Here is a 12,231-nt window from a genome sequence, read left to right as displayed (position 1 = left end):
CCTACCGGCGTCACTACCACCGTCCCATCACCAAATGCGCTATGCTGATAAGAGCCGAGGCGGAGGCTATCGATCACCCGGACGGCACCGATTGGATCAGCGATAAAAAGAGTGCCAAACTCGGTTTATCAAGTACTTAAGGAGAATGGCCATGGCAACAGTAACCGAGATCATGAGACACAGCCTGCCGATGCTGACTGCGGACATGTCGATTTCCGAGGCGCTGGACCGCATGCTGGAGTCCGGCCTGAGCGGCCTGCCGGTGGTGACGCCCCAGCGGCATATCGTCGGCTTCCTGTCGGAGCAGGACTGCATCCCCACCCTGATCAACGCCAACTACCACTGCGACAGCCGTTCCAAGGTGAGCGATCTGATGCGCACCGAGCCGCTGACGGTCACCCCCGACACCGACGTGTTCGAGCTGGCCCGCACCATGGGCGGCGCCAAGCCCAAGCTCTACCCGGTGGTCGAAGGCAAGAAGGTCGTCGGTATCGTCACCCGCCGGCAGGTGATGACGTTCCTCAATAACCAGCTCAAGACCTGCCCGGCCACCTACTGAGCCGGCGGCGAGGCAATAATCAAAGGGCGCCGCGGCGCCCTTCTTGTTTGGCTGGATGGATACCGGTTCAGAGCAGGCCCTCGACCGACTCACCCAGAGCGGCGGGCCAGACCCCGCACTGCACCTGGCCGATATGGCCGAGCTGCAGCAGCAGCATGGCCAGCCGCGACTGGCCGATGCCGCCGCCGATGGTCTGGGGCAGCTGGCCGGCCAGCAGGGCCTGGTGCCATTCCTGCCCGGCCCTGTCCTCGTGGCCGGTCAGCGCCAGCTGGCGACGCAGGGCCTCCTGGTCGACCCGGATGCCCATGGAGGAGATCTCGAAGGCATCCTCCAGCACCGGGTTCCACACCAGGATGTCGCCGTTCAGGCCGGCCAGGCCGTCCTTGCCCGGGCTGGACCAGTCGTCGTAGTCCGGGGCGCGCACGTCGTGGATCTCGCCGTGGCTCAGCTTGCCGCCGATGCCCACTAGGAAGACGGCGCCCAGCTCCCGGGCCACGGCCCGCTCGCGGCCCTTGGCGTCCAGCTCCGGATAGCGGGCCAGCAGCTCTTCCGCATGCACCACCTGGATGCGCTCGGGCAGGAAGGCCGTCAGCCCGAATTCGGCGGCGGCGGCCTGCTCGGTACGCTTGATGGCGGTATAAATGCGGTTGACGGTGGCCACCAGGAAGTCGGCGTGGCGCTCCTGCTCGCTCATCACCTGCTCCCAGTCCCACTGATCCACGTAGACGGAGTGGATGGGGCTGAGACGGTCTTCGTCCGGGCGCAGCGCCTTCATATGGGTATAGATGCCTTCGCCCGGCCCGAAGCCGAACCGGCCCAGGGTGTGGCGCTTCCACTTGGCGAGGGAGTGCACCACCTCGAAGGTGGCCTCGGGAATGGCCTTGACCCGGACCTGCACCGCCTTCTCGGAGCCGGACAGGTTGTCCTGCATACCATCGCCGAGGCGGCTGAGAATGGGCGCCTGCACCTCCAGCAGATTGAGCTGCTGGGCCAGTTGACCGGAGAAATACTCCTTCACAAAACGGATCTGGCGTTGGCGTTCAACATAGGCTTGCTTCATCTCATTCCCCTGGGCTTGCGGATTGGTTTTGCAGGATAATCAGGGAATGGCGCCCCTAATTCAACATTAGATAGAAAAAACTCCGCCTTTGATTTAAATTCAATAAAAAATCATCTTATTTTTGCAGGATAATCACAAATCAATGGAAAAAGGCGACCTTCATTACCGGATCGACAATCTGGACAAATCCATACTGATGGCCCTGATGGACAACGCCCGGGTGCCCTACGCAGAGTTGGCCAAGCGTTTCGAGGTAAGCCCCGGCACCATTCACGTGCGGGTGGAGAAGATGAAACAGGCGGGCATCATCGAAGGAACAAGGGTGCAGGTGAATCCCAAGAAGCTGGGCTATGACGTCTGCTGCTTTATCGGCATCATCCTGAAGAGCGCACGGGACTATCCCCAGGCGCTGGCCAAGCTGGAACAGCTGGAGGAGGTGGTGGAGGCCTACTACACCACCGGCCACTACAACATCTTCATCAAGGTGATGACCCGCTCCATCGACGAACTACAGCGGGTCTTGATCAGCCGGCTGCAGCCCATCGACGAGATCCAGTCCACCGAGACCCTGATTTCCCTGCAACAGCCGATCGACCGGGACGTCACTCCCTGAGAACCTGTTTGAAATCCGTTGTTCTCGGCCAAAGCGCACTGCTCCGCCGACACGCTATGAATACATCCATGTACGCTCTCTGTTTCATCCCTGAAACAGAGGGTCGGCTGAGCAGCACTCTTTGTCCTCCCCCAGAGCACCAGCGATGCTTGCTGGCGCTACCATCAGACGGCACAGGGAAGGAGGCAACAGGTCTCACCCCTGCAGCTTGTTCAGGGCTTCCTGCATCAGCTTGAGCCGCTGCTGCTTGAGCTTGCTGTCGGCGGCGATCTTCTCCAGGGTGGCGGCCTTGAGATCCGCGTCCTCGATGGCCTGGGCCTTGCTTTCCGCCATCATCCTGTGCAGCAGCATCTGCTGTTCCATGGATGCAAGGCGCGCCTGGTGGCTGGCGATAAACTGGGCCTTGAGTTCGGGGCTGTCCAGCTTTTCCAGGCGCTCGGACAGACGCTGCTCGAAACGGGCCGGATCCATCATCCGCTCCATCTGGTGCCGTCCCTGGTGCTTGCCATGGCGGCCCTCCTTCATGCCCCGCGGGCCGCAGTCTTCCTTCATCTGCCCTTTGTGCCAGCCCGGCTGGCCTTCCGGCGCCGTTTCGGCGGCGCTGACCAGGGCCGGGGCGGCAAACAGGGTGGTGGCGAGCAACAGGGCGCTGTGTCGAATTTTCATGGTCGTTTTCCTCTTGTGTTCGATGATGTCGCCATCCAGTAAAACAGTCCGCTGTCAGCAAACTGTGTCGCCGCCGGCCTTTTTTGTAGCAAAGTGTGACGTCCTTGCCCGCTGACATACTTTGACATTATTTCCCGTTCAAAGGGCCTTATACTGGCGGGGTCACGGCAAGGGGAAAGAAGATGAACAAAGGCAGGCAGTTGCTGGTGGTGGACGACCACGGCGAAATCCGCGACTTGCTCAAGCGCTTTCTGGAGCAGCACGGCTACCAGGTGCACGGAGTGCGGGACGGACGGGAAATGCGCCAGTACCTGGATCGCCACGGCGTCGACCTTATCATCCTCGATCTGATGCTGCCCGGCGACGACGGCCTGACCCTGTGCCGGGAGCTGCGCGGCCAGGGCAACAATGTGCCCATCATCATGCTCACCGCCATGGGCGAGGACACCGATCGCATCGTCGGCCTGGAAATGGGCGCCGACGACTACCTGCCCAAGCCGTTCAACCCGCGCGAGCTGCTGGCCCGCGTCAAGGCGGTGCTGCGCCGCAACCCGGAGCCGGGCCAGCCGGCCGGGGAAGAGGAGCCGAGGAAGATCCGCTTCAACCACTGGCTGCTGGATCTGGCCCGGCGGGAGCTGGTGGACGACAAGGGGGTGACCATCAGCCTGAGCACCGCCGAGTTCGACCTGCTGCGGGTCTTTATCCGCCACCCCAACCGGGTGCTGAGCCGGGACCAGTTGCTGGATCTCGCCCGGGGCCGGGAAGCCCAGGCCTTCGACCGGGCCATCGACACCCTGGTCAGCCGGCTGCGACGCAAGCTCGAGCCCGACTCCAGGAACCCGCAACTCATCAAGACCATCTGGGGCGGCGGCTACATGCTGGTGGCCGAAATAAGCCATGGGGATTAAACGCCTGCGCTACTGGCTCGGCAGCCTGGCCGGCCAGGTGATACTGGTGGCCCTGTTCGCCCTGATGCTGATCCAGCTGGTCGGGGTGCAGATCTACCGGGTGGAGCGGGAAGAGGCGCTGGGCCTGGTCAACAGCCGCTTCACCCTGCAGCGGCTGATCGCGGTCACCCGGCTGCTCAACCAGTCACCGCCCGAGCTGCACCAGGAAATCTTGCGCGCCAGCCGCAGCGAGACCCTGCTGCTCACCCTCGATGGCGCCCCACCCGGGGCCGGCGAACGCAGCGGCAACTTCGAACGCATAGTGCGCGGCAAGCTCGGCTATCCCGCCACCCTCGACATCCGCATCAGCGCAGAAAACCGCAACGGCCATGTCGACTGGCCACCGCGGGAGCAGCGTGAACTGCGCCCCCATCGCCACCCGCCCCGGCACGACATCCGTCTTTACGGCGCCATCGAGCTGGCCGACGGCCGCTGGCTGGTGTTCACCTCCCTGGTCGACCGGGAGGCACCCGGATGGTCCGCCAAGGCCATACTCTCCCTGGTGTTGCTCGCCGCCCTGCTCGCCGGCCTGATGATCTGGCTGCTGCAGCGCACCACCCGGCCGCTGAAGGAGCTGGCCCGCCAGGCCGAGCGACTGGGCCGGGGCGACAAGGCCGAGCCCATCGCCGAAACCGGCCCGCGGGAGATCCGCGAGACCCTGTCCGCCTTCAACCGTATGCAGGACCGGCTGGATCGCTTCGTGTCCGACCGCACCCGCATGCTGGCGGCCATTTCCCACGACCTGCGCACCCCCATCACCACCCTGCGGCTGCGCAGCGAGTTCCTGCCCGAGGGGGAGGACAAGCAGAAGCTGCAGGACGGCCTGCGCCAGATGGAGCAGATGCTGGCGGCCACCCTGCAGTTCGCCCGGGAAGACGGCCTGGCCGAGCCGGTGCGGGATCTGGACCTGCCGAGCCTGTTGGAGAGCCTGTGCGACGACCTGCAGGACAACGGCCACGACGTCAGCCTGGAAGAACAGGTCCCCGTCATCTACCGGGGTCGCCCCACCGCCCTGCGCCGGGCCCTGCAGAACCTGCTGGAGAACGGGGTCAAATACGGCGGCAAGGTGGAGGTACGGCTGCGGGGCGACAGGGACGCCATCCGCATCCTGATCCGCGACTTCGGCCCCGGCATCCCCGAAGAGCAGCTGGAAGAGGTGTTCAAGCCCTTCACCCGGCTGGACAGCGCCCGCAACCTGGAGGACGGCAGCGTCGGCCTGGGCCTGGCCATAGCGCGCACCCTGATCCACCAGCACGGCGGCGAGCTGAGCCTGGCCAACCACCCCCGGGGCGGCCTGCAAGCGACCGTGACCCTGCCCCGCTGACGGCTTTACAGCCAGGGTGAAACTGCCTAGAGTGAGGCTTCAATCGAGCACAAGGAAAGGACCCTCATGAGAGACGAAACCCTGGCCATCCACCACGGCTACAGCACGGATCCCACCACCAAGGCGGTGGCCACCCCCATCTACCAGACCGTGGCCTACGAATTCGACAGCGCCCAGCACGGCGCCGACCTGTTCAACCTGGAGGTGCCGGGCAACATCTATACCCGCATCATGAACCCCACCAACGACGTGCTGGAGCAGCGGGTGGCGGCCCTGGAAGGCGGCATCGCCGGCCTGGTGGTGTCGGCGGGCAGCGCCGCCATCCATTACGCCATCCTCACCCTGGCCCAGAGCGGCGACAACATCGTCTCCACCCCCCAGCTCTACGGCGGCACCTATACCCTGTTCGCCCATATGCTGCCGAGCCTAGGCATAGAAGTACGCTTCGCCGAGGACGCCAGCCCCGCCGCCATCGCCAAACTCATCGACGACAACACCAAGGCGGTGTACTGCGAGAGCATCGGCAACCCGGCGGGCAATATCGCCGACATCCGGGGCCTGGCCGACGCGGCCCACGCCCGGGGCGTGCCGCTTATCGTCGACAATACCGTCGCCACCCCCATCCTGTGCAAACCCATCGAGTTCGGCGCCGACATAGTGGTGCATTCGCTCACCAAATATATCGGCGGCCACGGCAACTCCCTGGGCGGCATCATAGTGGACAGCGGCCGCTTCCCCTGGGCCGAGCACAAGGCGCGCTTCCCGCAGTTGAACACCCCCGAGCCCGCCTACCATGGCGTGGTCTACACCGAGGCCTTCGGGCCGGCGGCCTTTATCGCCCGCGCCCGCACCGTGCCCCTGCGCAACACCGGCAGCGCCCTGGCGCCGCTCAACGCCTTCCTGCTGCTGCAGGGGCTGGAGACCCTGCCGCTGCGCATGGAGCGCCATGTGGACAACACCTTCAAGGTGGCGGCCTTTCTGCAACAGCACCCGGCGGTGGCCTGGGTCAACTACGCGGGCCTGCCGGAACACCCGGACTTCGAGCTGGCCCAACGTTTTATGGGCGGCAAGCCCTCGGCCATCCTCTCCTTCGGGCTCAAGGGCGGCTATGAGGCGGGCGTGCGTTGCTACGACGCCCTCAAGCTGGTCAAGCGGCTGGTCAATATCGGCGACGCCAAGTCCCTGGCCTGCCACCCGGCGTCCACCACCCACCGCCAACTGACCCCGGACGAACTGGTGCAGGCGGGCGTACGGCCGGAGATGATCCGCCTGTCCATCGGCATAGAGCACAGCGACGACATCATCGCCGACCTGGCCCAGGCCCTGGACGCCTGAGCCATGGGGCCGCCCGGGCGGCCCCTGTGTACGCGACAATCAGGAGTGCCGCCGCCACCGCCCCCTGTGCTACAGTTCCCCCAGAATCCCCAGCCAGCCAAGCCCATGCCGGAACCGCTTACGCCCATGCCACCCCGCCGTTCGACCCGGCGCCGCCTGCTGGTCATGGTGCTCTTTCTCGCCCAGTTGCTGGGCATCGTTTCCGCCCTCGATGCCCTGATGTCCACCCGCACCGCCCCCGGCGCCGTGGCCTGGATAGTCTCCCTCAACACCCTGCCGGTGGTGGCGGTGCCCGCCTACTGGGTGTTCGGCCGCAGCAAGTTCCAGGGCTATGTGATAGGACGGCGCGAGGACGACAACCAGCTGTACCGGGTGCTGGACGACAAGATGTCGCTGGTGACGCCGTTCCACGTGCAGGCCTCTCCCGGGGCGAGCCAGGTCCGGACCATGGAGCAACTGGCCAAGATGCCCATGGTGGGCGGCAACGAGGTGGAACTGCTGATCGACGGCGACGCCACCTTCGCCAGCATACTGGAGGGCATCAGGGCCGCCGAACGCTACGTACTGGTGCAGTTTTACATAGTGCGCGACGACGAACTGGGCCGGACCCTGCAACAGGCCCTGATCGACAAGGCCCGCCAGGGCCTGGAGGTGTACTTTCTCTACGACGAGATCGGCAGCTACCGGCTCAACGGCGGCTACCTGGCCGAACTGAGCGCCGCCGGAGTGCAGGTGCGGCGCTTCCACTCCACCCGGGGCACGGGCAACCGCTTCCAGCTCAACTTCCGCAACCACCGCAAGATAGTGGTCACCGACGGCCGCTTCGGCTGGGTCGGCGGCCTCAACGTGGGCGACGAATACCTGGGCCGGGATGCCCGCGTCGGCGCCTGGCGCGACACCCACCTGAAGATGGAAGGGCCGGCCACCCTCTGCCTGCAGCTGTCCTTCGTGGAGGACTGGCACTGGGCCACGGGCGAGATCCTCACCTTCAACTGGCAACCGGTGCCCGCCGCCGGCGCCGACATCCCCATCCTGACCCTGCCGAGCGGACCGGCGGACCGCTTCGAGACAGCCAGCCTGATGGTGCAGCACGCCATCGGCTCCGCCCGCGAGCGGCTCTGGGTCAGCAGCCCCTATTTCGTACCCGACGAAGGGGTGCTGGCCGCCCTCAAGCTGGCCGCCCTGCGCGGGGTGGACGTGCGGGTGCTGATCCCCGAGCGGCCGGACAACATCCTCACCTATTTCGCCGCCTATGCCTTCGTCGCCCCCCTGCTCGAGGCCGGGGTACAGATCCATCGCTACCAGGAAGGCTTTCTGCACGCCAAGACCATGCTGATCGACCGCCAGGCCTCGGCCGTGGGCACCGTCAACCTCGACAACAGATCCTTCCGCCTGAACTTCGAGGTCACCTCCTGGGTAATGGACGAGGGCTTTGCCGATCAGATGGCCGCCATGTTCGAACAGGACTTTGCCCGCTCGCGCCGGATGACCGGGGACGAAGTCGCCGACAAACCCTGGTGGTTCCGGGTCGCCTCCCGCGCCGCCTACCTCGGCGCCCCCCTGCTGTAACTCGCGGTCGCCAGGCGCGGCCCGGCTGTATTCACCTATGCTTAACCTTGCCAGCCCCCGTCAAGGAGCCCCCATGGCCGTCAACCCGGAACTCTCGCCTCGCCGCCACCAGCAGGCCGACAGCGAAGACGCCCTGATCCATGAGCAACTGCGCCACTTCGGCATCGATCCCGCCAGTCCCTTCGGCCAGCACCTGGCCGGGGCGGCGCTCAACCTCCATCGAACCAACCAGGACATCCACGCCCTCTGGCAGACGACCAGGGACAGCCTGGACAGCCTGCCGGCGGAGGAGCGCATCAGCCGCTTCAACGCCAAGAAGTTCCTCGCCTTCCAACTGGCCAAGGTGCTGGACAACCTGCAGGCACCCTTCCGCGCCCAGTGGCGTCAGCTCGGACTGACCCAGTCCGCGCGCCTGGCCAAGGGCGCCTATCCCCTGTTCGACCGGGTGCCCATGCTGTTCGGCGCCAACCCGCCCATAGTGCGCACCGCCACCTATGTCTACGCCTGCACCGAATGGATAGACGACGCCTTCCACGGCCGGGAGAGCACCCATCCCATCTACAGCCGCCTGCTCAACCCCACCGCCCTGGCCCTGGCCAATACCCTGGTGGAACTGGAGGCCGGCCCCGACAGCGCCGACTACCTGGCCCTGACCTTCAACTCCGGCATGGCGGCCATCGACGCCCTGCTCGGCACCCTGCTGGAGCGGGGCGACATCCTGCTGGCCAGCCGCAACCTCTACGGCGGCGTGCACCAACTGCTGCAGGACTACTACGCCCGGCCGGAGAAGCTCGGCATCCGACTGGAATGGTTCGACGGCACCGAGGCCCGGGACTTCCGCCAGGCCCTCGACCGGGTGCGGGCGGAGCACCGCGATGCGCTGGCGGCGGGAGCCCGGCTGCGGCTCTATCTGGAATCCCCCTGCAACCCCCACGGTCTGGTGCTGGACGTGCCGGGTATCTGCCGCCTGGCCCATCAGGCCGACGCCCTGGTGATGCTGGACGCCACCCTGGCCACTCCGGTGCTGTTCCGCCCTCTGCAGCAGGCGGAGCCGGCGGAGCGCCCCGACTTCGTGGTGCATTCCTGCACCAAGGACATGGCCGGCACCGGCAGCACCACCGCCGGCGCCGTCATCGGCCGCCAGCCGCTGATGTTTCTGCCCAAGGGCGAGCCGGGCTGGCAACACACCCTGTTCTGGCAGTGCTACTACGTCAAGGGCGCCTTCCTCGACGCGGACAAGGCCTACGAGGTGCTGACCGGGCTCAAGACCCTGGAACTGCGCATGCTGGCCAAGGGCATCAATACCCTGGTGTTGGCCCGCTTTCTCGCCTCCCACCCGGCTCTTCGGGTCAGCTCCCACGCCCTGGACCGGCACCCCAACGCCGCCCTGCGCCGGCGCCTGCTCCGGTATGGCCTGCCCTGCCCCCTGTTCACCTTCGATCTGGAAGGCGCCGGGCTGCCCCGGGACGCCTTCGTGCGCTTCTTCGACGCCCTGGAGCCGGCTTTCGGCCATATGGTGAGCCTGGGCCAGACCAACACCCTGGTGCTCTGCCCGGCCCTGACCTCCCACTCGGAGCTGGACGAACCCGCCCTGGCCGCCGCCGGTATCCACCCCACCAGCATCCGGGTGGCGGTAGGCATAGAGCCGGTGCGGGAGCTGATCGCCCACCTGGTGCTGGCCGCCCGCCGCCACCTGGATCCGGTCAGCCCCGGCTTCAGCCAGGGCTTTATGGCCCCGGCCGAGGTGGACGCCCTGGTGGAGCAGCTCACCCTGGATATCCACCGGGCCCGGCTGGCGCAACAAACCCGGCTGGCGGAGCTGTTATAGCGGCGCCCCGGCGGCCATCAACCCCAGCGCCAGCTTGCCGGCCAGCAGCCACATCAGGGTGCCGATGGCGGCGTCCATCACCTTTTGCACCACAGGCCGGCCGAGCCAGGTGCTCATCCGCGCCGCCGCCAGCGCCAGGGTGAAGAACCAGATCAGCGAGGCGCTGATGCAGCCCAGGGCGAAGGCCCACTTGTGCTCCTCGGCGAAGCTTCCCCCCACCGAGCCCAGTATCATCACCGTCTCGATATAGACCTGGGGATTGAGCAGGGTCACCGCCAGCACCCCGACCAGCACCGCCCTCAGCCCCCGCTCCCGGCCATCCAGCGCCAGGGACTGCCCGTGCCGGAACACCCGGCGCCAGCAATGGGCACCGTAGAGCAGCAAAAAGGCCATGCCCGCCAGGCTGATGCCCCAGTACAGCAGGCCGTGGGCCTGCAGGGCGGCGCCGCCGCCGAACACGCCCAGGCTTATCAGCAGCACGTCGAACAGGCCGCAGATGGCCGCCACCAGCAGGTGGTGCTGGCGCCGGATGCCCTGATTGAGCACGAAGGCGTTCTGCGCGCCGATGGGAATGATAAGCCCCGCCCCCAGGGTGAAGCCTTGTATCCAGGGTAACCAGTACATGATCTCGCTCCGTTTCGCTTTCTCGACTGGCGGCCAGACTAGAGCGCCCCTAGAATTAAGTAAAACTAATAAAAATTGAGCATGATAAGAAATCTTAATGAACACATTGGACTATAAACTGCTGGCCGCCCTCGACCAGGTGGTGAGCGAACAAAGCTTCGAGGGTGCCGCGCGCCAGCTGCACCTGACCCAGTCGGCGGTGTCCCAGCGCATCAAGCAGCTGGAGCAGCGCCTGGCCCAGCCCCTGCTGGTGCGCGGCCAGCCGCCCCGTCCCACCGAAGCGGGCCAGCGGCTGCTGGCCCACTACCGCCAGGTCAGCCAACTGGAAAGCGCCGTGATGGCGGATCTGCTGCCGGACGCGCCGCAAAAACCCCTGGGCGTGACCATCGCCACCAACGCCGACAGCCTGGCCACCTGGCTGATCCCGGCGCTCACCCCGCTGCTGCACAGCCACCCCATCGAGCTCAACCTGCTGATCGAGGACGAGTCCCGCACCCTGGAGCGGCTCAGGAACGGCGAGGCCTTCGGCGCCATCAGCATCAACGCCGAGCCCCTGCCCGGCTGCCGCTGCGATCCCCTGGGCCAGATGGACTACCTGCTGGTGGCCACCCCCGGCTTCCGGGCGCGCTACTTTGCCGACGGCCTGACCCAGGACACCCTGCGCCGGGCACCGGCGGTGGCCTTCGACCAGAGGGACGACATGCACGAGCGCTACATAACGCGGCACTTCGGCCTGCCCGCCGGCAGTTACCCCTGCCACGCGGTGCGCTCTTCCGAGGCCTTCGTGGCCATCGCCCGGGCCGGTGCCGCCTACTGCCTGATCCCCCGGCTGATGATCAGCGAGGATCTGGCGGCAGGCCGGTTGATCGAACTGCATCCCCAAGGCCACCTGATCCAGCCCCTGTACTGGCACCGCTGGCTGCTGGAGCGGGGGGTGCACAAGCTGCTGTCGCGCCGATTAGTCGACCACGCCCGCGCCGTGCTGCCGGCTATTGACTCTGGAGGTGACTCTAGGGTCTAAACTCCGGGTAAAAGCCCGGTGTTTTGTCTGCCAAGAGGGGCTGGCCACCGCCTAAGCCAACCGTCGATGGCAGGGGGCGCGAAGCGCCTAGCACCGCCGCCAGCATCGCGAAGCGATGATACGGTGGTTTCCCTTTATTGCCATCGCCGAGCATACAGGGGCGAGCTTGCTCGCTAGTCCCGAGCTTTTTGCCTGACCGAACTTCCGGGGGAAGTTCGCAGCAGGCAAGAAGTGAGGGCGACACTTTCTGCTGCGTGTTGGCGTGGCGGCGGCCTGCCCCGAGACGCCTTGACTGAACCGCATGACGGGTAAAGCCACCATCAGGAGATCACCATGGGACACTGCTGTCACCACCATCATTCCAAGGAAAATGCCGCCGGACATCGCCACGATGCGGGCTGCGCCCCCCGTAGCGAACCGGCCCCCTGCGGCGCGGTCCCGACCGCCGCCGAGACGGCACAAGGGCCGGACGGACCGCCGTCCGACGAGGAGGACGACAGGCGGGGCAGTCGCCACCCCTGGCGCATCGCCGGCATGGACTGCCCCAGCTGCGCCGCCAAAATTGAAACCGCGGTGCGCCGCCTGCCCGGGGTACAGAGCGCCGAGGTGCGCTTTGCCACCGAGCGCCTGCTGGTGCGGCTCGCTCCGCCGGGCACCCCCGCCGAGGTGGTGCCCGTCTCTTTTA

12 protein-coding genes are annotated in these 12,231 nt (G+C 66.2%); 9 read left to right on the top strand and 3 right to left on the bottom strand.

The window, feature by feature from the left end; genetic code table 11:
• Positions 1 to 172: 172 nt before the first annotated feature.
• Positions 173 to 559: a CBS domain-containing protein gene (locus CGX12_RS11495; RefSeq protein ID WP_408645767.1), complete on the top strand. Its 387-nt coding sequence runs from the start codon at positions 173 to 175 to the stop codon at positions 557 to 559.
• A 67-nt stretch (positions 560 to 626) separates the two neighbouring features.
• Here CGX12_RS11495 and asnA read toward each other — a convergent pair whose 3' ends face one another.
• Positions 627 to 1,619 (bottom strand): aspartate--ammonia ligase, encoded by a 993-nt coding sequence (asnA, locus tag CGX12_RS11490; protein WP_094040023.1) that lies wholly within the window; start codon positions 1,617 to 1,619, stop codon positions 627 to 629.
• 142 nt (positions 1,620 to 1,761) lie between these two features.
• Between asnA and asnC the strand changes: the two genes are divergently transcribed.
• Complete coding sequence (gene asnC / locus CGX12_RS11485; protein WP_094040022.1) at positions 1,762 to 2,232, top strand: transcriptional regulator AsnC; 471 nt, start codon at positions 1,762 to 1,764, stop codon at positions 2,230 to 2,232.
• A 195-nt stretch (positions 2,233 to 2,427) separates the two neighbouring features.
• On the opposite strand, the gene CGX12_RS11480 is transcribed toward asnC, so the two are convergent.
• Positions 2,428 to 2,898 (bottom strand): hypothetical protein, encoded by a 471-nt coding sequence (locus CGX12_RS11480; protein ID WP_094040021.1) that lies wholly within the window; start codon positions 2,896 to 2,898, stop codon positions 2,428 to 2,430.
• A gap of 182 nt (positions 2,899 to 3,080) precedes the next feature.
• On the opposite strand from CGX12_RS11480, the gene CGX12_RS11475 reads away from it, so the two are divergent.
• The 5 genes from CGX12_RS11475 to CGX12_RS11455 all read left to right on the top strand — a co-directional run bounded on the left by CGX12_RS11475 (position 3,081) and on the right by CGX12_RS11455 (position 9,901).
• Positions 3,081 to 3,806 carry a response regulator gene (locus CGX12_RS11475; protein ID WP_094040020.1) on the top strand — a complete coding sequence of 242 codons (726 nt, stop codon included), beginning with the start codon at positions 3,081 to 3,083 and terminating at the stop codon, positions 3,804 to 3,806.
• On the top strand, positions 3,796 to 5,169 hold the full coding sequence (locus tag CGX12_RS11470; RefSeq protein ID WP_094040019.1) for an ATP-binding protein: 1,374 nt from the start codon (positions 3,796 to 3,798) through the stop codon (positions 5,167 to 5,169). The genes CGX12_RS11475 and CGX12_RS11470 overlap by 11 nt, the downstream gene beginning before the upstream one ends.
• Before the next feature lie 66 nt (positions 5,170 to 5,235).
• Positions 5,236 to 6,504 carry an O-acetylhomoserine aminocarboxypropyltransferase/cysteine synthase family protein gene (locus CGX12_RS11465; protein ID WP_094040018.1) on the top strand — a complete coding sequence of 423 codons (1,269 nt, stop codon included), beginning with the start codon at positions 5,236 to 5,238 and terminating at the stop codon, positions 6,502 to 6,504.
• A 126-nt stretch (positions 6,505 to 6,630) separates the two neighbouring features.
• Positions 6,631 to 8,073 carry a cardiolipin synthase gene (gene cls / locus CGX12_RS11460; RefSeq protein ID WP_094040017.1) on the top strand — a complete coding sequence of 481 codons (1,443 nt, stop codon included), beginning with the start codon at positions 6,631 to 6,633 and terminating at the stop codon, positions 8,071 to 8,073.
• A 73-nt stretch (positions 8,074 to 8,146) separates the two neighbouring features.
• Positions 8,147 to 9,901, top strand: a complete 1,755-nt coding sequence (locus tag CGX12_RS11455; protein WP_094040016.1) for a trans-sulfuration enzyme family protein — start codon at positions 8,147 to 8,149, stop codon at positions 9,899 to 9,901.
• Here CGX12_RS11455 and CGX12_RS11450 read toward each other — a convergent pair.
• Complete coding sequence (locus CGX12_RS11450) at positions 9,896 to 10,525, bottom strand: LysE/ArgO family amino acid transporter (RefSeq protein ID WP_217898165.1); 630 nt, start codon at positions 10,523 to 10,525, stop codon at positions 9,896 to 9,898. The genes CGX12_RS11455 and CGX12_RS11450 overlap by 6 nt on opposite strands.
• 97 nt (positions 10,526 to 10,622) lie before the next feature.
• Here CGX12_RS11450 and CGX12_RS11445 point away from each other — a divergent pair, with 97 nt between their 5' ends.
• Together CGX12_RS11445 and CGX12_RS11440 are read left to right on the top strand one after the other, a co-directional pair.
• Positions 10,623 to 11,546 (top strand): LysR family transcriptional regulator ArgP, encoded by a 924-nt coding sequence (locus tag CGX12_RS11445; protein WP_094040015.1) that lies wholly within the window; start codon positions 10,623 to 10,625, stop codon positions 11,544 to 11,546.
• Positions 11,547 to 11,879: 333 nt separating this feature from the next.
• On the top strand, positions 11,880 to 12,231 hold a 352-nt coding region (locus tag CGX12_RS11440; protein WP_176442048.1), incomplete at its 3' end, for a cation transporter.

The organism is Zobellella denitrificans (genome assembly GCF_002237365.1).
GTDB lineage: Bacteria > Pseudomonadota > Gammaproteobacteria > Enterobacterales > Aeromonadaceae > Oceanimonas > Oceanimonas denitrificans.
This window is presented reverse-complemented; position numbering and strand designations above follow the sequence as displayed.

What these genes read in the sequence shown, in the direction of transcription:
- CGX12_RS11495 (WP_408645767.1), top strand. Translation starts at nt 173, where the DNA reads ATGAGACACAGCCTGCCGATGCTGACTGCGGACATGTCGATTTCCGAG.
- asnA (WP_094040023.1), bottom strand. Translation starts at nt 1,619, where the DNA reads ATGAAGCAAGCCTATGTTGAACGCCAACGCCAGATCCGTTTTGTGAAG.
- asnC (WP_094040022.1), top strand. Translation starts at nt 1,762, where the DNA reads ATGGAAAAAGGCGACCTTCATTACCGGATCGACAATCTGGACAAATCC.
- CGX12_RS11480 (WP_094040021.1), bottom strand. Translation starts at nt 2,898, where the DNA reads ATGAAAATTCGACACAGCGCCCTGTTGCTCGCCACCACCCTGTTTGCC.
- CGX12_RS11475 (WP_094040020.1), top strand. Translation starts at nt 3,081, where the DNA reads ATGAACAAAGGCAGGCAGTTGCTGGTGGTGGACGACCACGGCGAAATC.
- CGX12_RS11470 (WP_094040019.1), top strand. Translation starts at nt 3,796, where the DNA reads ATGGGGATTAAACGCCTGCGCTACTGGCTCGGCAGCCTGGCCGGCCAG.
- CGX12_RS11465 (WP_094040018.1), top strand. Translation starts at nt 5,236, where the DNA reads ATGAGAGACGAAACCCTGGCCATCCACCACGGCTACAGCACGGATCCC.
- cls (WP_094040017.1), top strand. Translation starts at nt 6,631, where the DNA reads ATGCCACCCCGCCGTTCGACCCGGCGCCGCCTGCTGGTCATGGTGCTC.
- CGX12_RS11455 (WP_094040016.1), top strand. Translation starts at nt 8,147, where the DNA reads ATGGCCGTCAACCCGGAACTCTCGCCTCGCCGCCACCAGCAGGCCGAC.
- CGX12_RS11450 (WP_217898165.1), bottom strand. Translation starts at nt 10,525, where the DNA reads ATGTACTGGTTACCCTGGATACAAGGCTTCACCCTGGGGGCGGGGCTT.
- CGX12_RS11445 (WP_094040015.1), top strand. Translation starts at nt 10,623, where the DNA reads ATGAACACATTGGACTATAAACTGCTGGCCGCCCTCGACCAGGTGGTG.